General features: G+C 33.0%; 22 protein-coding genes. 5 read left to right on the plus strand and 17 right to left on the minus strand.

All coding sequences use genetic code 11. The annotated features are described in order from the left end of the window. Positions 1–57: 57 nt before the first annotated feature. The 7 genes from LNP27_RS10205 to LNP27_RS10230 form a co-directional block, all read right to left on the minus strand. Complete coding sequence (locus LNP27_RS10205; protein WP_229941510.1) at positions 58–939, minus strand: ORF6N domain-containing protein; 882 nt, start codon at positions 937–939, stop codon at positions 58–60. Beyond that, complete coding sequence (locus tag LNP27_RS10210) at positions 939–3026, minus strand: type IA DNA topoisomerase (protein WP_229941511.1); 2088 nt, start codon at positions 3024–3026, stop codon at positions 939–941. Before LNP27_RS10210 ends, LNP27_RS10205 begins: the two co-directional genes overlap by 1 nt. Positions 3027–3086: 60 nt before the next feature. After that, a complete protein-coding gene (locus LNP27_RS10215) occupies positions 3087–4208 on the minus strand; it encodes a DUF3945 domain-containing protein (protein ID WP_428979001.1) in 1122 nt (373 codons plus the stop codon). 29 nt (positions 4209–4237) lie between these two features. After that, positions 4238–4543, minus strand: coding sequence for a hypothetical protein (locus tag LNP27_RS15345; protein ID WP_428979002.1), 306 nt, complete (start codon positions 4541–4543; stop codon positions 4238–4240). 99 nt (positions 4544–4642) lie between these two features. Beyond that, entirely contained in the window at positions 4643–4936 is a 294-nt protein-coding gene (locus LNP27_RS10220) for a helix-turn-helix domain-containing protein (protein ID WP_074590589.1), read from the minus strand. 26 nt (positions 4937–4962) lie between these two features. Next, positions 4963–5316, minus strand: coding sequence for a helix-turn-helix domain-containing protein (locus LNP27_RS10225; protein WP_074590587.1), 354 nt, complete (start codon positions 5314–5316; stop codon positions 4963–4965). A gap of 245 nt (positions 5317–5561) precedes the next feature. Beyond that, complete coding sequence (locus LNP27_RS10230; RefSeq protein WP_229941512.1) at positions 5562–6407, minus strand: RteC domain-containing protein; 846 nt, start codon at positions 6405–6407, stop codon at positions 5562–5564. A 628-nt stretch (positions 6408–7035) separates the two neighbouring features. Here LNP27_RS10230 and LNP27_RS10235 point away from each other — a divergent pair. The 5 genes from LNP27_RS10235 (at position 7036) to LNP27_RS10255 (ending at position 10710) form a co-directional block, all read left to right on the plus strand. Next, complete coding sequence (locus LNP27_RS10235) at positions 7036–7638, plus strand: DUF1684 domain-containing protein (RefSeq protein WP_229941513.1); 603 nt, start codon at positions 7036–7038, stop codon at positions 7636–7638. Further along, entirely contained in the window at positions 7638–8306 is a 669-nt protein-coding gene (locus LNP27_RS10240) for a TatD family hydrolase (protein ID WP_229941514.1), read from the plus strand. The genes LNP27_RS10235 and LNP27_RS10240 overlap by 1 nt, the downstream gene beginning before the upstream one ends. Before the next feature lie 44 nt (positions 8307–8350). Beyond that, positions 8351–9064, plus strand: a complete 714-nt coding sequence (locus LNP27_RS10245) for a tRNA threonylcarbamoyladenosine dehydratase (protein ID WP_229941515.1) — start codon at positions 8351–8353, stop codon at positions 9062–9064. A gap of 70 nt (positions 9065–9134) precedes the next feature. Further along, positions 9135–9809 (plus strand): HAD family hydrolase, encoded by a 675-nt coding sequence (locus tag LNP27_RS10250; protein ID WP_229941516.1) that lies wholly within the window; start codon positions 9135–9137, stop codon positions 9807–9809. Between the two features lie 55 nt (positions 9810–9864). Next, a complete protein-coding gene (locus LNP27_RS10255) occupies positions 9865–10710 on the plus strand; it encodes a DUF2911 domain-containing protein (RefSeq protein WP_229941517.1) in 846 nt (281 codons plus the stop codon). A 315-nt stretch (positions 10711–11025) separates the two neighbouring features. On the opposite strand, the gene LNP27_RS10260 is transcribed toward LNP27_RS10255, so the two are convergent. The 10 genes from LNP27_RS10260 to LNP27_RS10305 form a co-directional block, all read right to left on the minus strand. Further along, positions 11026–12765, minus strand: a complete 1740-nt coding sequence (locus LNP27_RS10260; protein WP_229941518.1) for a sodium:solute symporter family protein — start codon at positions 12763–12765, stop codon at positions 11026–11028. 121 nt (positions 12766–12886) lie between these two features. Beyond that, on the minus strand, positions 12887–15418 hold the full coding sequence (locus LNP27_RS10265; protein WP_229941519.1) for a PIG-L family deacetylase: 2532 nt from the start codon (positions 15416–15418) through the stop codon (positions 12887–12889). Positions 15419–15578: 160 nt separating this feature from the next. Beyond that, on the minus strand, positions 15579–16094 hold the full coding sequence (locus LNP27_RS10270; protein ID WP_229941520.1) for a hypothetical protein: 516 nt from the start codon (positions 16092–16094) through the stop codon (positions 15579–15581). A 175-nt stretch (positions 16095–16269) separates the two neighbouring features. Continuing rightward, complete coding sequence (locus tag LNP27_RS10275; RefSeq protein WP_229941521.1) at positions 16270–16761, minus strand: hypothetical protein; 492 nt, start codon at positions 16759–16761, stop codon at positions 16270–16272. Positions 16762–16927: 166 nt separating this feature from the next. Continuing rightward, the gene (locus tag LNP27_RS10280; protein ID WP_229941522.1) at positions 16928–17245 is read right to left on the minus strand and encodes a hypothetical protein; all 318 of its coding nucleotides are present in this window, start codon (positions 17243–17245) and stop codon (positions 16928–16930) included. Between the two features lie 189 nt (positions 17246–17434). Then, positions 17435–19255: a BamA/TamA family outer membrane protein gene (locus LNP27_RS10285; RefSeq protein ID WP_229941523.1), complete on the minus strand. Its 1821-nt coding sequence runs from the start codon at positions 19253–19255 to the stop codon at positions 17435–17437. 89 nt (positions 19256–19344) lie between these two features. Beyond that, entirely contained in the window at positions 19345–20565 is a 1221-nt protein-coding gene (locus LNP27_RS10290; RefSeq protein ID WP_229941524.1) for an AI-2E family transporter, read from the minus strand. A 303-nt stretch (positions 20566–20868) separates the two neighbouring features. Next, on the minus strand, positions 20869–21399 hold the full coding sequence (locus LNP27_RS10295; protein WP_229941525.1) for a mechanosensitive ion channel domain-containing protein: 531 nt from the start codon (positions 21397–21399) through the stop codon (positions 20869–20871). A 14-nt stretch (positions 21400–21413) separates the two neighbouring features. After that, positions 21414–21998 (minus strand): Maf-like protein, encoded by a 585-nt coding sequence (locus tag LNP27_RS10300; RefSeq protein ID WP_229941526.1) that lies wholly within the window; start codon positions 21996–21998, stop codon positions 21414–21416. After that, complete coding sequence (locus LNP27_RS10305) at positions 21991–22911, minus strand: geranylgeranylglycerol-phosphate geranylgeranyltransferase (protein WP_229941527.1); 921 nt, start codon at positions 22909–22911, stop codon at positions 21991–21993. The genes LNP27_RS10300 and LNP27_RS10305 overlap by 8 nt, the downstream gene beginning before the upstream one ends. Positions 22912–23101 lie beyond the last annotated feature (190 nt).

Consider the following 23101-nt stretch of genomic DNA (forward strand, 5'->3'; position numbering starts at 1 on the left):
ACCAAGTCACACAAGCCGAAACATAAATCAATATTTCATCAGAGTGTGTGTATAACCTCAACGACTATTTAAAATTAGAAGCATTCTACCCACCTCAATATCCATTCTCGAAAAGGCAAACCATTTTTTGCCCAGGTCTTTGAGTGACGCTCCGATATGGTAGAGTTCGGTATCGTCAATAATCAAAAAACGGTCGTGAGCATCGAAAAAAACCTCAATCTCTATTGGCGGATATTGGCTATTGTACCGTTGTACATCCAGCCGTAACTGATTTTTGATGTTTTTGGTATAGATTGTTGCGGTTACATTACCGCTTCGTTTGCCCAATAAGGTTAATACTGTGTCATCCACATAATTATCAAGCAGGATAATAGAACTTTTGGCATTGCGAATAATATCTGAAATAAAAGTGTAGGCATCAAAAACCTGCCCATCGTAGAAAACACCTTTTTCGCTTTGGAGCTTGTCGCTTTCCAAAGCCTTAAAAATATCTTCAAATTTTTGATCAGTTTCCAGTTGTTTCAACTCCATCCTGTCCAAACGATGAAAGAGGGAAGCATTGCTGATGAGCATTCTACGCATTGCTACAAAGGCTTCCATAATTTCAACACTGACTTTAACGGCAATTTCTGAACGAAGTACAGCAGAAAGCATTGCAACACCTTGTTCAGTAAAAACATAGGGCAAATAGCGTCTTCCGCCGTATTTTAAACTTGAGGTTCCAAATTGGAACCTCAAGTTTTCAAATTCATCTTCGGTCAGTTGAAAGCAAAAAGAAGCAGGAAACCTTTCAATATTTCTTTTTACAGCTTTGTTGAGGTTTTTTGTTTCCACCTGATATAAGGAAGCGAGGTCACTATCCAGCATCACTTGCTTGCCACGGATGGCATAAATCAGGTTCTTAATTTCCATCGGGCTAATAATAGGCTTATTTTCCATTACTTTTTGTAGCTTTTATTTTTCTCAAATTCAAAGGAGGTTTTGCAATCCTCATTCAACACGATATAAGCATCGAATTTCTTTCCGGCTTTGCTTTTCATTCCTTTGATAATGGAAGTTTTTCCTTTATTGACAAGATTTTCAATATCAGTAATGCTGATTTGTACGCCACACACATTGCGGAACTGTACCCAATTACAAACTTCATCAGGGCATTTAACAATCTTATCTCTAATAATCAGTTGCTTGGTTTTACATTTTGGGCAAATAAGTTGGGGCAGGTTTTCGTGAGCAATGGTAGTTTGCAACAATTCATTCGTAATAGATTTTGCATACGTTTCTATTTCCTTTTGAAATGCTTCGGCATCAGCTTCGTTATTTTCAATTTTCTGTAAAGCGAGTTCCCATTCGGCAGTCATTGCTACGTCCGCAATTTTTTGGTCTTTGACCAATTCATAAACCTGCAATCCTTTTTCAGTCGGGATTAAAGATTTCTTTTCTCTTTGGATATAATTTCGGGTAAACAACGTTTCAATTATTGATGCCCGTGTTGCAGGTGTGCCAATACCAATATTTTGCAAAGCTTTGCGTTCTTCTTCATTTTCTATCCCCTTTCCAGCAGTTTCCATAGCTGATAAAAGCCCAGCTTCAGTATATAGTGCAGGCGGTTTAGTTTGTTTTTCCAAAACGGAGGCTTCTTTTATTTTAAGTTCATCGCCCTTTTTCAGTTCGGGTAAATCCTGCAAAGGTTCGGTGTCATCATCTGCGAAACTTCCTTTTATCGAGCGCCAACCTGGTTCGGTTATCTTACAACCTTTTGCAGTAAAATCATAATGTATAGCTTGTAAAGCAACGTCGGTAATCTCTTTCGTACAAACTTGAGAAATCGCTTCCAGCAGTCGAAAAGCAATCATATCGTAAACTGTATTTTCTTTTGCATTTAATGCCGATGGAATTTTTTCGGTAATCAACAATGCGTGATGGTCGGTTACACGCAAATCGTTCACCATGCGTTTATTGAAACGTCCCCATTTTATTTTAGACAAGGCTTGTTTGCAATTTCCCCTGTCTTGTAGCGCTCTTACAAGATTGGGAATTTCAGCCCACACATCTTCGGGAATATATTTGCTTCCGGTACGAGGATAAGTGATGAATTTCTTTTCGTAAAGGCTTTGGGCAATGTTCAGCGTTTCTTCGGCAGAAAGATTTAGCTTTTTGTTGGCTTCTTTTTGCAAACCTGTCAAGTCAAAAAGCAAAGGTGGTTGTTCCGTTACGTTTTTGATTTCTACGGATGTAACCGTTGCAGTATTTCCGTTTCTTTCGATAGTTCTCGATGCATCGTCTGCCAGCTTTTTATCGTCCCATTTGGTTGTGGAAAGGCTTTTAAAACCAATCATTTCCTTGTTGTGCAACAATTGTATCTGATAATATTTCTTTATTGAGAATTTTTTGTTGTCGAGATAACGTTTGCAAATCAAGGCAAGCGTTGGTGTTTGTACTCTTCCGAGCGAATAAATCCCATTTCCTGCAACAATGCTCAATGCCTGCGTAGCATTAATGCCTACAAGCCAATCGGCACGGCTTCTGCCTTGTGCAGATTGATACAATCCGTCAAATTCTTTTCCGTTTTTGAGGTTATCAAAGCCTTGTTTAATTGCCTTTTCAGTAAGTGAACTTATCCATAATCTTTGAAAAGGTTTGTTGCATTTGAGGTATTCATAAATGTACCGAAAGATGAGTTCGCCTTCACGACCTGCATCAGTAGCTACAATTATGCTATCACATTGATTAAATACTTGCTCAATTATTTTCAATTGCTTTAATGCACCTGTATCAGCTACATAACTTTTGTCCTTTTTTACTTTACGAACGGTTAATAAAAATGGGTTGGGAAGTATCGGAAGTGAGGCTTTCTGAAAACCTGATATTCCGTAATCTTCGGGCATTCCTAATCCAATTAGGTGTCCAAATGCCCACGTAACACAATAGCCGTTGCCTGTCAGGTAACCATCTTTTTTTTCGGAAGCACTCAACAAGCCGGCTATTTCTCTTGCTACGCTTGGTTTTTCTGCAATTATTGCTTTCATATGAATATTTTTATTGTTTTCATTTGTCATATGGAATGCCCAAAAGCATTTCATAATTTACTACATTTTTCTGCCTTTAGATTTAGCAGGTGCTTGAGGTTTTTCCTGTTGCTCTTGCTGTTTTTTATCTTTTGGCGTTTGTTGTTTCGGTTGCAAAGGCTCTTTGATATTCTTTGTTGCTTCATTGGTTTTACCATCCGAATTAACCGCAGTTTGCGTTTTATGAGCTTCAGTAGGTTTTGCTTGTTCTTTGAGTTTACCGGGATTTTGAAAAGAAAAATTGGTTTTGTTGGTTTCCTTATTCAGCGTGATATAACCTTGATACGGCTTACCTTGCTTATCTGTCAAGCCATTGATGTAAATAGTCTGACCAGCTTTGAATTTATCGTATTGCTCATTATCCAATCCCTTACCTCTAAAAGTTCTCGGAACTTCATGCGAATTATTTTGCTGATTATTTTGTCCGTTGCTTTGCGTTTGCTGATTGGTATTGTCTCTATCGAATAGAAATTCAACATAACGTTTGTCTGCATTGAACTGTACCGTTGCTTCAAACTCAGTTCCCTTTTTTGAAATCATTCCCTCTAAATGAAGTGGTTTGCCGTCCATTAAAGTTTGTTTTTGCTCATCATTCAGTTTTACCCCTTTTATTTCATCGGGTATTTTTATGTATTCTATTTTTAGTGCAATCAATTCATTGGTTAACCTATCCACACTAATAATTGACGGAATGGTTTCGCCTGTTTTGGGGTTTTTCAAATCAACCACACGTCCCATATTTCCTGCATCGAGTAAGTTTTTCTTGTCTTCATCAGTAAACTTGTGTCCAAAGAATTCAAAATTTAAGTTCGGTTCTTTACGAATACCGTGAATGGCGACCACTACCTTACCTTCATCATTATGTTGCAAAGAAAGTCGGGCATCCATTCGGGTAACAGCAGTGCCGAGATTTAGGCTTACGGGTACAAGTTCATTGGTTTTAAAACCTTTCAATAAAGGTTCAAGTAGGTTCATTTTTTCAAGGCGTTCTTTGCCTAATCCAAGATTGTTCATTGTTTCCCAATCAATTTGTTCCAGCTTGTAACGGTATTCGTTATTTTCCGGTGCTTTTTGTGTTGTTTCCATATTATTTTGATTTTCTTGTTTATGTTCAGGCTCAACTTTTACTTCATCTTTTTTCATTTGTTTTTCGCCTCGTGGAGTAGGATGGTCTACCTGTTTTGAAATTCTTTTGCTTTTTCTAAGGCTTTATCGGCTGGTACTTTGAAGAATGTAAATTTGGTAGGATCTTTTAGCTGTCTGTAAAAATTTGAGAAGAAATTAGAAATCAAATCACCCTGTTTGTCCACCCGCATAAATTCGCTTTGGTTCTTTTTTGTGGGATCAACGGTTTCCATTTTTCCGTTTTTGTCGATACTTTTTACAGCTTGGATTTTCATTTTCTCTTTATCCAGTACCAACAATATGTCCGATAATTGTTCGGGAGCTTCTTGTTTATTTGTAGTTTCTTCGCTCATAATCTGAAAATTTTAAGATTTCAATGCCGAAAATAAAAGAAGCGTTTACTGCATTGCACTAAGTGGCATTCAAAGGCAGTATTTGTCGTTTAATGGCATTTATTTAGGTGTCGGAGGATTAAAACTCTCTCTTATAAATTGATGAACATCCGACAATTTGTAATACAATTTTCCGCTTATGGTATAATAAGGCAGTTTCCCGTTAGAGCGGTAACGTTGCAATGAACGATTGCTGATTTTAAGCATTTGAAGCAAATCCTGATTGTCGAGCAATTCCTCGCCATCAATACTATTTCGTTTCTTTTGAAAGTCTTCGATATGATCGCCAAGCATATCAAGCCTGTCCATTAGGCGTTCCATCCACGCCAAAAATTCCATTCTGTCAATATTCATAGGATTATACTTTTAAGGGTTCGTACCTATTTTTTATCTGTCTTTAGTTTCCTGCCTTTTTCGATATAGCTTTTGCCTGTTGCTATAAGTTCCTTTACATACTCATCACTGCTTTGAACAGCATTGGCATTGAGCATATCTTTGATAGCACCAATCGTGTAGAAGTATTGTCCATAGATTTTTGAATAAGCAATCTCACCTTTGGTACGCATACGCCAAAGCGTTTTTTCGCTAATGTGCAGGTATTGACATACCTCGTGATTGTTGAGCCACAGGTCATCATAATTGGTCACTTCCAATCTTTTCAGATAATCAGCGATAGCAGTGATACGATTGTTTAGCTGATCCCACGCTTCTTCTTCAATGGTTATTATTTTCATTGCATAACTTTTAAAGTTTACTATGCAAAGTTGAAAAGAGTGGCAGAGTTTGTCTGCCAAGCCTTGCCAATTGGTTTGGCGGTTTTTTGAAAATTTTTACAATTAGGGAAAGCCTTATCAGTAAAGGATTTTAGGGGATTTTGATTGTTTAACAATAGTATTTTCCAAACTTTACCAATTGGTTGATATGGGCAAAAAAAAAGCAGTACGATGATGTACTGCTTTGAAATGATAGCTCAATTAAACTAAAGGTCTTTATCCATATATTCTTCAAGAGAAAACTTAAGCTGGTCTAAAAATGAAGTCCTGGAACCACTTCGGGTTTTCATTCTATGGAAAGCGTGATGTAGGTCGCCGAGAGGAATACGGAAAAGTATTTGAAACATCAGACTAATTTTTCGGATACCGATTTTTCCGTGAGAAATTACGCCCGAAGCATAAAGGGCATATATCAATTCGATTATAGCATTTTTGCTATCTGTCCAAAATATATCTTTGGAACTTTCCGGCTTTTGCAATATCACATCGGGGTTTTCATCGGGGTTGATTTTTGTGAGCAGATAAGTGTAGAGCAAATCATTGGAGATAATCCTTGCCGTTTTATAATCGAAGAAAGTCGAGAATTCCGAATCTATTTCAAATACAATGCTGTTAAGCCCATCGTGGTAGTTAATGTTTCCACGTTTGAAGTAGTTATCATCACGGTCTGTCCGTCCTGAACGGTAATATCTGTAAAAATCCGAATTACAGAGGTGTTCAATGTATTCCCGTTTTAGATTTGCCAACTGTCCAGAAAAATAACTGTAATACATTTTACCGTTACTGACAGGGCAAGTGGTTTCAATGCGATATATCTTATTATAATAAATCAGCTTACCGAGTATTTGGGGTTTAATACAACGAAAAAAATGGATTTCTTCCTCATCGTTTTTAAACCCTTCCTCAATAAGGTATTTCTTAACTGAACCTAAAAGATCTTGAAGATACAGGGTCATTTCATAAGCCTCATCAATCAATCTTTTGCTTTGTGATAAAATCTTATCCTCGTTATTGTGAATTTCTAAAAGGATTTTGTCTAAAGAATATTTCATAGCTAATAAATTTTGTGATGCTTGCCAAATTTGAGATTTGGTTTACGTCTAATTAATTCACAAAATTTCAAACATTTAATGATAATAATTCCACAGTTTCACCCCACTGGGGAGAAATTTTTTCTAACGATGAAGACAAAAGAACCATCAAAATTCCTAAAAATTATAATAGTTAGGTCGTGAAAAGGAGTTTTAAATCACATAGATTTATTATATTTGCTACTGATTTACAAAGAAATTGAGTAAAAATGAATGCAATGAGCACCATTACTAAATCGTTACCGACAACGATTTCCAACAGTGTAAACCCCTCTATTTAAGCTCCTTTTTGCTACATTAATTTTTTTTTGAAAAAAAAGAAAAGGATTTTCACTGCTATCTGGGCTAGGATTTAGTGCTTGCCATGCGCCTTTGTTTTCAGAATCAATATTGGAAATAATTCTTAATATCGTTGTTTAAAATCTGCGTTTATCCGTTTGATCTGCGTTACCAGCATTCTAATTCAATTTGAAATACTTTGTTTTAATTGCTTCATTGGTGGCTTTGGTTTGCATTGCAGTAAAATTGGTCCAAATATTAACTTTGTCGCTTTCCAACTTTTACGCTATTTTTGTATAAAAATTTACAAATGAGAACTCTTTTGCTTTTTGTTTTTTTAGTGCAAACACATTTAGGTTTTAGTCAAGAAAAATTTAATATTTTGGATGTTATTAAATTCCAAAACGAATTAAATCAGGAATATGCTGATGCTAAAACGAGTCCCTTAATGACTGAAGATTTAGCGACATTCAAAACCTTAGATTTTTTTCCAGCGAACGAAAAGTTCTTTGTCGTGGCTAAATTTGTACGAACAAAAAAGGAGAAGCCTTTTGAGATGAAAACATCAACAGATAGAAAACCAATGTACGTGAAATATGGAGAAGTTTTTTTTACGATTGACGGATCCAACCTTAAATTGAATGTGTACAAGAACATTGCACTTTCGAAACAAGAAAAATACAAAGATCATTTGTTTCTGCCTTTTTCAGATTTAACATGTGGCAACGAAAGCTATATTGGAGGGAAATACATCGATTTGAAAATTCCTAAAGCAAACAGCATTGTGATTGATTTCAATACATCTTATAATCCCTATTGTGCATATAATCACAAATATTCTTGTCCAATAGTTCCTCTCGAAAATGATTTGAATATTGAAATAAAAGCGGGAGTCAAAAAGTTTCACCACTAATGGATTTTTTTAATCTGCATACTCATAAAGGAACCAATCAAGTGCATGTTTTGGAATTAGTGAATCAATATCCGCAGGAATTTGATGCTGGTATTCCCTATTATTCTATTGGAATTCATCCTTGGTATATTGTTCAAGATAGATTGGAAGCTGATTTGAGAATTGTTGAAAGCAAATTAAAAGAACCCAATTGTCTCGCTATTGGTGAATGTGGATTAGATAAAAGAATAGCGATTACAATTGAATTGCAACAGAGGGTTTTCGAGAAACAATTACTTTTGGCACAAAAATATAATAAACCCGTTATTATACATTGTGTAGCTGCTTTTCAGGAATTGATTGTTGTCAAGAAGAAAATAAATATTTCGGTTCCAATGATCATTCATGGATTTTCTAAAAACGAACAAGTTGCTAAACAATTATTAGATAACGGATTTTATCTTTCCTTTGGTAAATATTTATTGCAATCCAAAAGCTCAGGTACAGCATTAGAAGCAGTTTTTAAAAATGTTCCAAATAACCGAATTTTTCTGGAAACGGATACAGTTAATGACGGAATTGAGAGCGTTTATAAATTAGCTGCGCAAATTAAAGGAGTTCCACTTGTAGAAATGCAAGAAATAATAAATAGAAATTTTAGATCAGTTTTTGACAAATCAAACGATTAGCGCGATAATTGAGTGTATAAAAAATAAAATAAAGATAGTATAGAATGGCAGAGTGGACAGAAAGAAGCGAACTTTTATTTAAGAAAGAAGGTTTAGATAATTTACAAAAGGCACATGTTTTAGTTGTTGGATTAGGAGGCGTGGGATCATTTGCAGCTGAATTTTTAGCTAGAGCAGGAGTAGGAGCGATGACTATTGTAGATGGTGATGTAGTTGATATTACGAATATAAACCGACAATTGCCAGCTTTGCATTCTACCGTTGGGCGACCAAAAGTAACTATTGTTGGTGATCGACTAATGGATATCAATCCCGAATTAAAACTCACACGTGTAGAAGAATTTCTTTCGCCTGAGCGTGCTTTTGAAATTGTTACTGAAGAATTTGACTATGTTTTGGATTGTATTGATAGCGTGACTCCAAAATTGAATTTAATCATTGGCGCAAAGCGAAAAAGAGTAAAAATTATAAGTAGTATGGGCGCTGGTGGAAAAATGGAAGCTGCGAAAGTAAAAGTAACCGATATCAGTAATACGGTAAATTGCTTTTTAGCAAAAACCATTAGAAGACGATTAAAAGAAGTTAAAATCGATAAACTGAAAGTCGTTTTTTCGTCAGAAATACAAGATGATGCTAGTTTAAAAATGACGGACGGATCTAATTATAAAAAATCATTTTACGGAACTAACAGTTATATGCCTGGATTATTTGGTTTATACGCTGCGGAAACTGTAATTCGATATTTGCTTAAGAAATAATGTTCGGTTTTTTAGTCTTTGTTTCAAATAGTAAAACTCACAATTCACAATTCACAACTCAAAACTCACAATGATACAAACCGTAATTTTCGACATGGATGGTGTAATCGTCGATACAGAACCTGTACACCGTTATGCTTATTTCAAACAATTTGAAGAACTAAGCATTGATGTAACCGAGGAAATGTACACTTCTTTTACAGGTTTCTCGACTCGAAATACATTTCAGAAATTGAAAGAAATTTTTACTATCAATCAGGAAGTAGAAGATCTGATTCAAAGGAAACGAACAATTTTTAATGATGCTTTTGACAGTAAAGAAGATCTAGAATTATTAGAAGGAGTAGAAAACCTAATAAAAGAATTACATCATAACGGAGTACAACTAATAGTAGCCTCTTCAGCCTCCAAAGTTACAATAGAGCGTGTTTTTAGACGTTTTAAATTGCATGACTATTTTACGCATGTAGTAAGCGGTGAGGATTTTCCTAAGTCAAAACCGCATCCAGCTATTTTTGAACATGCCGCTAGTTTGTCTATTGCTCCAAAAGAAAATTGTATTGTAATTGAAGATAGCACTAACGGAATCAAAGCTGCAAAAGCGGCAGGAATTTTTTGTGTGGGCTATAACAGCATTCATTCTGAAGCGCAAGATTTATCTGAAGCTAATGTGGTTATAAACCATTTTAATGAGTTAAATTTCAATAAAGTAACGAATATTGATTCTAAATTAAGAAGTAATTAACAATTTTGAATATCCGAATTTGTAATTTTGAAGATCATAAAAAAAACGAACAACTATGAAAAAAATAATTATTGCATTGGCAATTATTTTAGCTAATTTTTCTATTGAGGCACAAGTTAAAACTCCTCAATCTAGCCCAAAAGCAACGATACAGCAATCAGTAGGTCTGACTGATGTAGAAATTGAATATTCACGACCAAGTGCTAGAGGAAGAGCTGTTTTTGGTAATTTGATTCCTTTTGGAAAAGTATGGAGAACTGGAGCTAATGAGAACACAACAATATCTTTTAGTGATGATGTAGTTATTGACGGTAAAACCTTAAAGAAAGGTAAATATTCGTTATACACAGTTCCTAAAATAGAAAGTTGGGAAATAATTTTCTATAAAACGACTGATAACTGGGGTAATCCAGAAGAATGGAAAGAAGAAAATGTAGCGTTAAGAGCAACTGTTAAACCAGAAACTTTAAATAAAAGTGTAGATACATTCACAATTGGTATAAGTGGTTTAGATAATAATTTTGCTTTCTTAGAAATCTCATGGGAGAACTCCTATGTAGCTCTAAAGTTTGAAGTACCAACTCAGAAAAAAGCAACTGCTAATATTGAAAGAGCATTGTCGGGACCAGCTTCTGCTGATTACTTTGCTGCTGCTCAGTTTTTATTTCAATCAAATGGAGATAATGTAAAAGCATTAGAATACATAAATAAATCTTTAGAATTGGCTAAAGACAAGCCATTTTGGTATAACAGACTGAAATCATTAATTCAAGCAAAATTAGGTGACAAAAAAGGAGCTATTGAGAGCGCTAAAGCATCTCTTGCAGCTGCTGAATTAGCAAAAAATCAAGATTACGTAAAAATGAATAAAGATAGTATCGCTGAGTGGAGTAAAAGTTAAATTAAAAGATCTTATATAAAAAATCCCGTCTCGCTTCAAATCGTGACGGGATTTTTTATGTTTAGTTATTTATATATTGAAAAGTTAAGAAGAATAACAAACCGCAGATTCACAAATTTTTAACCTGTGAATCTGCGGCTGATTAATTGTATTCTAATTATTCCATTAGTGTTTCTAAAACTATCGCTTGTTTCTATAAATCATTCTTAATAATAAAGTAGCGAATCCTTATTTATAAAAAGCTATAAAAAAAGTTAACCGCAAATTCACAAATTTTTTAATCTGTGAATCTGCGGTTGATTACTTGTATTCCAATTATTCTTTTATTGTTTGTTCGACCATCGCTTTGTCATTTCTAAAAATCGTCCATTGTAATAATAACGAAATAACAATAGTTAATGTCGCACCTATAAAGTTAAGCCATAAATAACCTAGTTTTTCTTGTCCGCTTGGATAGATATAAATTGCATAGTAGTAGATGATGAAAATTGTTAATTGACTTACTACTGCGCTGTAAAAAATAGCTTTAGACTGTACATTTTTTAAATAGAAACCAACGAGGAAGATACCCAATACAGTTCCATAAAATATAGATCCGATGATATTTACTAATTGGATTAAATTTTCGAATAAAGTTCCAACACAAGCAAAAAGTATAGCTATTATTCCCCATAATAAAGTGAAAAATTTAGTAGCATACAGATAATGTCTTTCTGACTTTTCTACTTTTACATTTCGTTTATAAATATCAATTGCTGTTGTAGAGGCTAACGCATTCAAACCGGAAGCAGTTGACGACATCGCTGCTGAAATGATAACGGCTAGCAACAATCCGATAAGACCTTTAGGCAGATAATTTAAGATAAAGTGAAAAAACACATAATCTTTATCATTGGTTTCGCTATTGCGATCTGCTTTTAGAATAATATCTTTCGCTCGGTCACGTAAATCTTTTTCTTTATTGGACAACGTTACTAGCTCTTTTCTTAAGGTGGGATTGTCATAATCTTGATTCAGTTGATCGATGTACAATAAGTTAATTACTTTTTTATCTTCGGATAAATCCTCTAATTTTTTTTCTAAAGCATTGTATTCCCCCTTGAAAGCTGATTTTTCAATCATCGCTTTGTTATTGGGATTAAAATTTAACGGAACGGGATTGAATTGGAAAAATACAAAAACCATCACTCCAGTTAGTAAAATAAAAAACTGCATTGGTACTTTTAAAAGTCCATTCATAATCAATCCCATTTGACTTTCCTTAACTGATCTCCCAGATAAATAGCGTCCTACTTGCGATTGATCGGTTCCAAAATAGGCTAGTGCTAAGAAAAATCCGCCCGTTATTCCGCTCCAAAATGTATATTTTTCTTCAGGATCAAAAGAGAAATTTACAATATTCATTTTGTCGTTTGCACCAGCAATATGCAAAGCGCTGGTAAAAGTCATATCATTAGGCAAGTAATGTAAGATGAGGAAAAATGTAATAAACATCCCCGACATGATGACAAACATCTGTTGTTTTTGAGTTACGTTTACTGCTTTAGTACCACCTGAAAAAGTATAAATGATAACTAATACACCAATGATAATATTCATGTACGTAAGATTCCATCCCAATAAAGCAGATAAGATAATTGCGGGAGCATAAATGGTTAATCCAGTTCCTAATCCTCTTTGAAACAAGAAAAGAATGGCTGCAAGAGATCTAGTTTTTAAATCAAATCTTTTTTCTAGATATTCATAAGCGGTATAAACCTTGTATTTGTGATACAGCGGAATAAAGGTGACGCAAATTACTACCATGGCAATTGGAAGTCCAAAATAGAATTGTACAAATCCCATTCCGTCATGATACGCCTGTCCTGGTGTAGAAAGAAAAGTAATAGCACTAGCTTGTGTAGCCATTACTGAAAGACCTACAACATGCCAAGGCGTTTCATTACTTCCTAGAATAAAATCTTCTACGTTTTTACTGCCTTTGGTTTTCCAAGCTCCATAAATTACGATGAACAATAAGGTAACAATAAGTATAATCCAATCAAATAATTGCATAGTTTAAGAGTATAATTTCATGATTAGATAAAAAAACAAAATGTATATAGCATTTGCGACCAGCACCCATGTATAGTTTTTTTTCCAAGTTTTTATTTTTTTTGGTTCCATTTTATTTCTGTTATTTCTTAATGGTTGAAGCAGGAATTTTATCAGCTGATTTCAATGAAATAATGTTAGACATTAATTTGTAAGCGCCAGTTACACCTTCGGGCAATTCTCTAAAAAAACTTAAACCAGTATAAATGTAATATCCTTTTCCGTAAGGAGCAATCAACAAAGCACCATTTTTAGGTGTTTCTCCTTTGTCATTTGAAGAAAGAATAGGAGTAAAGGCTTTGTCAAATTCATTAGGATAATACAATCCTTGCTCTTGTTTCCAACCTTCAAAATCTTTAGCTGTAATTTTGTTTGGAAAGTTTAAAACAGGATGATTTGGTGCTAAGAATCGCACTTCTGCATCTTCTTCAGTCACTCGATCTTTAGAAAGTTTTAATGAGTAAGGTGCTATATTATCAGTTATAAGATCGCTATTAGTATTATATTGAACCACCATAGTTTTTCCAGATTTGACAAATTCAAAAAGAATATCCTGTTTGAATGCTAAGGCATTAATAGTATTGTAAGCACGGACGCCTGTCATTACCACATCAAAATTTTCTAATTTTTCAGGACTTATTTCTTCAGGTTTAAGTAAAGTTACTTTGTATCCTAATTGCGTTAAAATATTGGGAACTTCATCTCCTGCACCCATAATATACGCTATTTTTTCGTTAGTGGTTTTTAAATCTGTTTTGATCAATTTAGCTTCGGCAGGTTTTAAAACTTGCTGTTTAGTTATATGATCATAATTGATGAAAATTTGCTCTTTATCAAATCGTTTGTTTCCAATGATAGCCACACTTCTAGCAACCGCTTCTTCGGGCTTGTTTGGCGGAGTTACTTCAAAATAGACAATTTGTTCTGTACCTTTTTTAGCAATATCAAAAGGAATTAATTTAGGAGATACGTTCCAGTTTTTTGGTAATTCTAATTGTAAATTTCCCTTAACACCATCTTTCCCTGTTCTGATTTTAACCCCTACATATTTCACTTTGTTGTCTTTAAAAAGTAGTACATTGTCCACAATAGTTGTTGTTATTTCAGGAACGATGTCAAGATAATTATAAATTTCACCTTTTACATCATCATTGTATTTATAAACAACAGTGCGTTCAAATGGAATTTCTATTTCGCTGATTTTCAAATTAAATACTACTTTTACTTCACGGATGATATCTGGAATTCCTATATTTTGTTGATTATTTACCGTGTACATTCCGTCAGTTCCAGTTTCTTGTAACCAATAGGGTTGCGTGTAATTGATGGATTCAGCTAAACGTAAATCTAAATTTATATTATTTAGAATGTTGTTTTTTAATTCTAATTTTTGCGTCGTTTTTACTTCATTTGGTAAAGTGGTAACGCTCAATAATTGCATTGGAGTTGCACTTCTATTAATCGCTTCAAGCTTTAATTTGATGTTACTTCCAGGAGTTGCTTCTTGATTTTGAGCAACTGCTTCAAGATATAATCCTGAACAGGCTGCTATAATTTTTTTTATTTCGGCTGATTTTAGTGGTGCCCAATGATTTTCATCTAAAGCTTGCATCATCGAATAGGCTTTAGCCAAGTTTGGAATACTTGCTGAGGGATTATTAAAGTCAAATTCAGCTGCAATTTTTGTCAATAACTCGCCAATTGCTTTTCCTCCTTTTACTCGATTCCAAGTCGTATCAATTCCTTCAAAAAGAGATTTTTTATCATTTAAGGGCGCTCCATTTATAAGTTCTAAATACTCTGTATCTTCTCCACGAACGCCAGTGCTTCCAAAACCTTGTGACTGATGGCGACTGCGACTTAAGGCTGCTATCTCTTGATTAGATTTCCCTGTAGCTGGATAATAAACTCCAGTTTGCATGGCTATTAAATTAGTCTTATCAGCTGCATTGTATTTTTCGATACTTCCGTAAAACCACCAAGAGGTGTTGAAAAATTGGCGTTTTGGCTGCCAAGGTTGTACAAGTTTTAATTGCTCCGGAAAAATTAAAGGATTATTAGCCAAATTAAAACTTTCGACACTTAACATTGAAGAAGCGGTATGATGTCCGTGCGTCGTTCCTGGAGAACGATGATCAAATCGGTTGACAATTACATCTGGCTGAAATTTTCTGATAGCCCAAACTACATCTGCCAATACTTTTTCTTTGTCCCAAATTTGTAATGTTTCCGTTGGGTTTTTAGAAAAACCAAAATCATTAGCTCGTGAAAATAACTGTTCGCCACCATCTATTTTTCTAGCTTCAATAAGCTCTTGTGTTCGTATTACACCCAATAATTCCCGCAATTGAGTTCCTATTAAGTTTTGACCTCCATCCCCGCGTGTCAAAGATAAATAGCCTGTTCTTGCTTTTTGTTCATTTGATAAATAAGAAATAAGGCGTGTGTTTTCATCATCAGGATGGGCAGCTATATATAATACTGAACCTAAAAAATTGAGTTTCTGAATTTGACTGTAAATTTCAACCGAAGACGGTTTTTTGGGATTTTGGGCAATTATTATTTGAAAACAAAATAGGAATACTGTTAGGACTAGAATATGTTTTTTTTGCATTTTTTAAATTTTAATTTGCAATAGATTCAAATGTAGGTATTAAATGCTTTTTACTAAAATATTTTTTATTTTCTTTAAGCATTGTTGATGTTATAAAAATAAAAGAGAGAGAAAACTAATATAAGCTTTCTCTCTCTTTATTTTGACTAATATTTAGAAATTAATCTCTATCATGTCCGCGTCCATGACCATTTTTACGTCCATGATTATCGTCATTTCTTCTTTTATTTTCGTGTTTTTGATATTCTTTACGATTATCATTATGTCTGTTACTAACATATACTCTACGGTTATTGTTGTAGCCTACATTTCTATTATCTCTACCGTTATAGCCTCTGTAGTATTTTACTTTATGGCTTTTGAAGTGGCTATAGGGTCTTGAACCATGATAATCATTCAATACTACTTTGTATCCACGATGCAAATCATAATTTCTATATTGATATGGTAAATGTCTGGAACGAATCCAACTTCCGCCACCAAAATAAATAAATTGTGAAGCTCTTATATCATAATACGATTCAACATCTGGCAAATAATAATATTCTGTTGCAACGTGTCCTACAGGTCCCCATGCAGGAGCTGCACCTATATTCACATTTACAGATACTTGTGCTTGTATAGTACTTGAAGCAAAAAGGATAATTCCTACGGCGATTAATTTTAATGTTCTCATTTTCTTTAGATTTAATTGGGGATAATTTAATTATAACTCTTTATTTTATTTCTAATGATAAGTTTTCAACAACTGTGCCAATACGGTAATATTAACATTTAATTAAGAGTTAATGCTCTGAAATAAAAAGAGCCTCATTACTGAGACTCTTTTTATAAATTATGTGAAACAAGGATTAATGTTTTCCATTTCCATGACCTTTATATTCTTTTCCGCCTTTATTTCCATTGTTGCCATTTCCATTGTTTCTGTTACTTTTGTATACTTTGTTACTATTATTACGTTTTGAACCTATTGATTTTTGAGGTTTACCTTTGTATCCTTTGTAATATTTTGCTTTGTGTGTTTTAAAGTTGCTGTATGGTCTCGAACCATGGTAATCTTCCAAGACAACTTTGTAGCCATTGTATAGGTTATAGTTTCTATATTGATTAGCCAGGTTTCTTGAACGAATCCATTTTCCTCCATCAAAATAAATGAACTGGGTGGCTCTTACATCATAATAAGCTTCAACATCTGGTAAATAATAATAATCTACTGCTGAGTAGCCAGCCGGACCCCAAGCTGGAGGAGTACCTATATTTACATTTACTGAAACTTGCGCTTGTATAGTATTTGCGGATGCAAAAAGTATAATTCCTGCGACGATTAATTTTAATGTTTTCATTTTTTAAATTTTTAATTAGTAATATTTAGTTATTATTTTATCTGGTTATGTGGAAAAGCTAACAATTGTATCATTATCAAAAAATTAACAAAATTGTGTTATTTTATTTCATAAAAAAAAGGAAACAATTTCTTGTCTCCTTTAGATAATCTAAGTTTTTTTCTAATTATAGTAAAAGAATTAATAATAGAATAATGATGATTATTGCTCCTATTGATAGATAAACACCGTTTCCTGTAGACTTTAACTCCTTTTTAATAGTACGAACTTCTTTGCGTAATTCTTTTTTCTCTACAGAACTCATATTAGTTTTGTCCATTGCTTTTATTTCGTCCAGACGATTAAGCATTACTTTAACCTCTGCAGGCACTTCTTTAGTAGTGTTAGATATTGCTGTTGGATTTTTTTCAGCAGCTAACATTTGGGTTGGAACAACACTTAATGACAATACCATCATCATTAAATAAAAGGTAACTTTTTTCATTTGTTTAGGTTTTAGTTATGAATTTATTATGATAAAAGTACGCATTTAAGTCTCACTAAATTTTATAGAATTATAATATAAAGTTATATAATTTGCGTTTTTATAGTAATCTTAAAAAGATGTAACTTTCAACAACGACTGACCTATCATCCTTGTTGTTAAATAAATGGCTACCAGTATTCTATATTATTACTTATAAATCACAGTACGTGGCTTGCCCAATTCAAAATTTTGCAAGCCAAAGTCTGTTGTTTCGAATGCATTTGTTTTAAATATATTTTGGCCCGTTCCTGGAATTGAAGGATAATAACTGAGCGAAATTTGAAAAGAACTAAAGACTAAATAATCATTACTTATTATTAATCCTATACCCACTTTTGAATATGCTTTACTTTCAAGTAATCCTCGTTCAGAACTTCCTAACATAGCAATAGAATAGTTTACGTACGGATTTAAACGGAATCCCCAGAGATCCCACGGAGAATAAAATTGAGTTTGTGAGCTTAAAATTGCCTTTTTTGTACCATATTCTGCCATTTTAAAGCCATTTAGTCCTTGATTTTCGTTTATTGAAAGTTGGTCTCCAATGATGTCTTCACGATTTGAACCTAATATTATTTTGGGTTTAACAAACTGTCTCACTTTCCATTTACCAATGGTCATTAAATTTGTAAAATAATTTGCTTCAAGCGAGAACGCGGTTTGCTTAGTATTCGATTTTTCAAAGAAAGTGCCTAGTTCAAAATTAGCACTTAGAAAACCCCATTTGTAGAAATTCCCAAAAGCAGCGCGACCACCTAAATAGTAACGTCCGGTATTATTTTTATATTGATATCCAGTCGTTATTCCATATAATTTGCCAATAGGAACATCCTCAATAATTCCGTTTTGAAATATATAGCGATCTCTGATGAATTTACGAGATGAAATACCAATTCCAAACAATACCAGTTTTTCATTCGAATAAAAATTGCTACTGTCGTAATCAAAAATAGGACTTTCTAAATATTTACTATTTAAAAATCGAGCGCTTGTAATCAGATTTGTAGTTCGATCATTTTCAGTATTTCCTTTAAAAATAGTGAACGCTCGTCCTGCCCAAAAATCATGCGTACTATATTTGAAATTCTGCGAAGCGAAAACCATATTAGAATCAGGAAGAGTATCTTTTCGAAATTGCTGGTCTAGGTAAATTCCACCCGCCCATCTCGCCAATGGTGAATAAAAAGGTCGATCAATTGCAATAATTTTTGAATAGTAATTGTCTAAGTCTATTTCGTAGCTCGTTTTAACATTTACAAAGGTGTTTTTAATATTTGGAATGCTATACGCTACGGCATAAGCACTTTTGCCATCATCAAATCTATTTTTAAATTTATTTTCAAATTGGTGACCAGTACCAAAAATATTACGTTCAATTAAATCAAAATTTACTCTTGAACTGGATAACGAACCTTTGGCTATCAAGCTCCAAGAATCTAAAACTCTGATTGAAATATCTATCGAATCGGAATTAGTACTGATTAATTCAGGAGTTATATTTACACGATTTATATAACGTTGTGAACGTATCAAACGTTCTGACTCTTTTACTAAATAAGAGTCAAATGGTTGATTTTTTCTAATTAAAAGTAGATTTAAAATAGCAAACCTCTTGGTCTTAGAGTGAACTTTGTTTCCGGATCTTTCACCCCAGTTTTTAGGTTTTTTTAATGTGTCAATTTCAGAATACCCAAAAGGATCAAGAGTCACAATATTGATATTTCTGATGATTTTACCTTCAAAAACATTATAATTTTTTTGAACTTCTTTAATAGCTTTTTTTTCTAAAACCGGAGATCTAAAAATTAATTTATGCATTAAGCGCGTAAATTTATTTTTCTTAGAGTATTGTTTAATAGTCGTATAAACTTGAGATGTGTCTTTCTTTACAACTGTTTCTTGCGCTAAAGCGACCTGAAAACAATTGCAGATAAAAACAAAAAAAACAAGTATTATCTTTTTGCTCATGCTGTGAGTTTGAACTTTATAAAATATTGAATAAGCAAGATGATACCTTTTTTAAGAATTAGTTTGAAGAATTGAAATGTCCTGACTATTTACGACGGAAATGTATCATCGGTTCTTTTAGGTGTATTTTCAGTGGTTGTCTCGGTAAATGTAGGAACTATAACATCCGCTTTACTTACATTGATTTCAGTTGTTTCTGCTCTCTCTTCTGAATCGAATAGTGGCAATTTTATCTTACGCCAAGTGTATGTTTTAGGAAGATGATCACCCATTAAATAACCCCAAGGTTGTAATGATTCCACACGATCAAAAATTACTTTCATAATTGCGATTATTGGTAATGCTAAAAACATTCCGGAAACCCCTGCAATAGAACCACCAATAATAATTCCTATAATTGAAACCAATGCGTTGATTTCTACTTTTGAGCTAACAATTAATGGAACTAGTACATTATTATCAATTAACTGAACAACTACGGTGATGACAATTACACCAATAATTATCGATAGATCTGGTGATCCAGTTAAAGATGCTAAAATACTCAATAGTCCTGCAAATAGAATACCAATATACGGTATAAGATTTAAAATTCCAGTAACGACACCTAGTAAAACAGCATATTTTAAACCTATTAGCATAAATCCAACGGTTGTCATTATTGAAATCAAAATTGTTTCAATAATTAAACCTACGATGTAGCTATTGATTGCTACACGTATGTTTGTTAAGATGTTTTTTAATTGCTCATGGTTTTCTTTCTTAATCAATTTGGATAAGAAAAGTAAAAAATGAGTTCTGTATAAAAGAATTAAAAAAGTGTAAATAGGTATTAGGGTCAAATTCATTAAAGTATCTGTAAATGACATTAAAGTTGTGCCAATCATTTCCTTGCCTTTTTGCATGGAATCTTCAGTAGCAGAATCAATGTATTCTTTTTGCTGACGTGAGCTTAAATGAAAATTGTCTCGTATAAAAATTTGTATATTTTCTAAATGGATATAGAAGTTGCGCTCTATCTTGTCAAAATCATTTACAAAATCGCTAACTTGAAATGATAGAAAAACAAAGAGACCGACAAAAACTAATACAAATAATATGACTGCTAACATTACTGCTATCACATGTGGCAAATGAATTTTAGATTTTAAAAAGTTAACAACAGGATAAAGTAAGATCGCAAATAAAAATGACATCATTACCGGAATCAATATATCCTGACCAATATAAAAAATGAATGCGCTTGCGATTAAGCCCACTAAAATTAGAGTTAATCTAGCATAAAAGGGTAGTTTTAAAGTATCGTCCATTGGTGTTCTTTATTGAAGTATAGAGTTGTATAATCTAGCTATTTTACCGTAACAAATATGTAATAATAATCACTACGAAGTATTATAGATTTTTAAACAAAAATTATATAATTAACATCATAATCACCATTGCCATTGCGAAATAACAGAGAATTTTATACAGAACTGGAAAAATGTATTCTTACCAATAAATCGAATGGTAGCATAATCTCATTCATTTGATCTTATGTTTCCAATTTAAAGAAAAAATAAAAAAAAGAATGATTAATATGTTTCCAATTAAGAATTAGTTTACAATGAATTTTAATCTACGAATTCTTTATCGTTAAAATGATCTTTCATTATTGAAATTCCTTTTTGCAAAAGTAAATTGTTAGGATAAATAACTTCTTCCCCATCATCTGTTTTCAAGAAAACATGAAAAGCACCAATATCTGTTATTGCTCCTATAATTGGAAAATCTTTATCATGAATTTTTATAACATCGCCAATTTTGAATGGGAAAGAAAAAAACAGAATTATTCCTGAGGTAATATTACTTAAAATAGACCATTGCGCAATCAATGCAACTCCAACTACAGTTGTAATAGAAGATAGTGCCCATGTAATATCTTTTGGTTGTACTCCCCAGATAATTATTAAGGCAATGGCGGCTAAAATATAGAGAAATAAATGCATGTACTTGACCACTAAAGTACTTCTGTGCTCAATGGTATGGTTGGTTTTTGCATACCGTAGTACTAATTTTGTGGTACCAATTCTTAGTGCTACTAAAATGATTAATAATATACCACTTGCAATAAACTCCTTTGAATATTCATGTATTAATGCCATCTCCATAATATAATTTATGCTAATTTACTCAAATATTCATATACTTTATCTGTAGGCATTCCCATAACATTAGCGTAAGAACCTTCAATTTTTGAAACACCTATAAAACCAATCCATTCCTGTATGCCATAAGCACCTGCTTTATCGTAAGGATTGAAATTATCTAAATAATACCAAATTGCTTCGTCACTCAAATCGTTGAAAGTAACTTTTGTTATTTCATACAATACATCCGTTTTTTCATTAGTTTTAAAACAAACCGAAGTGATAACTTCATGTGTAGCGTTCGATAATGATTTTAGAATTTCATACGCCTCTTGTTCGTCTTTTGGTTTACCCAAAGCTTTGTTTTTGTGCCAAACTATAGTATCGCTGGTAATAAGGATTTCGTTAGGTTTTAATTCACCTTCAAAAGCGCTCGATTTTAATTGGGCTAAATAATTTGTGATTTCATGCGCTTTTAATTCTGGCGGGTAAATTTCGTCAATTTCTTTCAGTCGGATTTCAAAATCCAAATCCAAATCTTTAAAGAATTGTTGGCGTCTTGGTGAACCAGAAGCAAGTATTAATCGGTATTTTTTTAATTGATTTCTAAGCATTGTATTTCATATTTAAACTAATAACGACCACAGATAAAATTCCAAAAAAGAGCATCCATTTCAAAAGTAAACTCAAAAAGTAGAACTCTTTTTTTGTGTAAGCTTTTAGCATTTTTACAGTAAAAAGGATTAGTGGACCGCAAACAAAAAGCAACAGGTAAATGGTAACCCACAATAAGTCAAGTAAGTATTTGTTGATGTATAACAAAATAACAAGTATTGGAATGATACTTAATATGAAAATTATTTTACATGTTCGTAATTTTCCAATAGCTATAGGTAATGTATTCATTCCTTGATTGTAATCACCGTCCATATCTTGTATATCTTTAATCATTTCTCTTAGGATATTAATCATAAAAGCAAATATAGCGTAATCCAAAAGTATCGAAAAAAAGACTTTCATTTGTTGTTGATTCTCAATAACTGTGGCAGGATACAGATCAAAAATTCCAATAATAATAACACTAAATGATAAGAGCAATGCGACTACAACGTTTCCAATAAGCATCATTTGTTTTAAACTTGAAGCATACAAATAAAGCGTGGCAGCAATCAAAATAAATATAGAAGCAAAGCCTGGTTTTTGGATTACATTCGATAGGTAAAATCCTAATGCCACGCCAGAAACAGTAAGTGCAAAGTATAAATTGTAAGCTTGTGTTTCTGAAATGCTTTTGCCTACAATTACATCATTTGGCTTATTGTCGTTATCTGTTTCTTGGTCAAAAATATTATTGATAACATAACCACCGGCTGCAATTAAGACAGTTGATAAAACTAGTAATCCATATTGCCAATCCGCTAGTGCTAGAGGAATGTTTTGTAATTTTAAAAATCCGTACCTAAAAATAAGTTGCATAAAAGCAAGCATTAGTAAGTTTTGATATCGAATCAGTTTTAGGAAATTCATTTATAAGTGTTCAGTGTTCGGTATTCTGGAATGGCTTTTCATTGAGTAATTTTTAGTGTTCCGGTATTATTAGCCGCTTTTTGCTTTCAGTTTTTTCGTTTCAATATAATTTAAATAGTACAAAATAAGTTATTTTTATAATCACTAAAAATCTGACTACGAACCACTAATTTTTAAAACTGAATACTAA

The organism is Flavobacterium galactosidilyticum (assembly GCF_020911945.1).
In the GTDB taxonomy this organism is placed as follows: Bacteria; Bacteroidota; Bacteroidia; order Flavobacteriales; family Flavobacteriaceae; genus Flavobacterium; species Flavobacterium galactosidilyticum.

What these genes read in the sequence shown, in the direction of transcription:
- LNP27_RS10235 (WP_229941513.1), top strand. Translation starts at nt 7,036, where the DNA reads ATGAGAACTCTTTTGCTTTTTGTTTTTTTAGTGCAAACACATTTAGGT.
- LNP27_RS10240 (WP_229941514.1), top strand. Translation starts at nt 7,638, where the DNA reads ATGGATTTTTTTAATCTGCATACTCATAAAGGAACCAATCAAGTGCAT.
- LNP27_RS10210 (WP_229941511.1), bottom strand. Translation starts at nt 3,026, where the DNA reads ATGAAAGCAATAATTGCAGAAAAACCAAGCGTAGCAAGAGAAATAGCC.
- LNP27_RS10245 (WP_229941515.1), top strand. Translation starts at nt 8,351, where the DNA reads ATGGCAGAGTGGACAGAAAGAAGCGAACTTTTATTTAAGAAAGAAGGT.
- LNP27_RS10225 (WP_074590587.1), bottom strand. Translation starts at nt 5,316, where the DNA reads ATGAAAATAATAACCATTGAAGAAGAAGCGTGGGATCAGCTAAACAAT.
- LNP27_RS10250 (WP_229941516.1), top strand. Translation starts at nt 9,135, where the DNA reads ATGATACAAACCGTAATTTTCGACATGGATGGTGTAATCGTCGATACA.
- LNP27_RS15345 (WP_428979002.1), bottom strand. Translation starts at nt 4,543, where the DNA reads ATGAGCGAAGAAACTACAAATAAACAAGAAGCTCCCGAACAATTATCG.
- LNP27_RS10285 (WP_229941523.1), bottom strand. Translation starts at nt 19,255, where the DNA reads ATGAGCAAAAAGATAATACTTGTTTTTTTTGTTTTTATCTGCAATTGT.
- LNP27_RS10255 (WP_229941517.1), top strand. Translation starts at nt 9,865, where the DNA reads ATGAAAAAAATAATTATTGCATTGGCAATTATTTTAGCTAATTTTTCT.
- LNP27_RS10265 (WP_229941519.1), bottom strand. Translation starts at nt 15,418, where the DNA reads ATGCAAAAAAAACATATTCTAGTCCTAACAGTATTCCTATTTTGTTTT.
- LNP27_RS10305 (WP_229941527.1), bottom strand. Translation starts at nt 22,911, where the DNA reads ATGAATTTCCTAAAACTGATTCGATATCAAAACTTACTAATGCTTGCT.
- LNP27_RS10260 (WP_229941518.1), bottom strand. Translation starts at nt 12,765, where the DNA reads ATGCAATTATTTGATTGGATTATACTTATTGTTACCTTATTGTTCATC.
- LNP27_RS10300 (WP_229941526.1), bottom strand. Translation starts at nt 21,998, where the DNA reads ATGCTTAGAAATCAATTAAAAAAATACCGATTAATACTTGCTTCTGGT.
- LNP27_RS10295 (WP_229941525.1), bottom strand. Translation starts at nt 21,399, where the DNA reads ATGGCATTAATACATGAATATTCAAAGGAGTTTATTGCAAGTGGTATA.
- LNP27_RS10275 (WP_229941521.1), bottom strand. Translation starts at nt 16,761, where the DNA reads ATGAAAACATTAAAATTAATCGTCGCAGGAATTATACTTTTTGCATCC.
- LNP27_RS10290 (WP_229941524.1), bottom strand. Translation starts at nt 20,565, where the DNA reads ATGGACGATACTTTAAAACTACCCTTTTATGCTAGATTAACTCTAATT.
- LNP27_RS10215 (WP_428979001.1), bottom strand. Translation starts at nt 4,208, where the DNA reads ATGAAAAAAGATGAAGTAAAAGTTGAGCCTGAACATAAACAAGAAAAT.
- LNP27_RS10230 (WP_229941512.1), bottom strand. Translation starts at nt 6,407, where the DNA reads ATGAAATATTCTTTAGACAAAATCCTTTTAGAAATTCACAATAACGAG.
- LNP27_RS10270 (WP_229941520.1), bottom strand. Translation starts at nt 16,094, where the DNA reads ATGAGAACATTAAAATTAATCGCCGTAGGAATTATCCTTTTTGCTTCA.
- LNP27_RS10280 (WP_229941522.1), bottom strand. Translation starts at nt 17,245, where the DNA reads ATGAAAAAAGTTACCTTTTATTTAATGATGATGGTATTGTCATTAAGT.
- LNP27_RS10205 (WP_229941510.1), bottom strand. Translation starts at nt 939, where the DNA reads ATGGAAAATAAGCCTATTATTAGCCCGATGGAAATTAAGAACCTGATT.
- LNP27_RS10220 (WP_074590589.1), bottom strand. Translation starts at nt 4,936, where the DNA reads ATGAATATTGACAGAATGGAATTTTTGGCGTGGATGGAACGCCTAATG.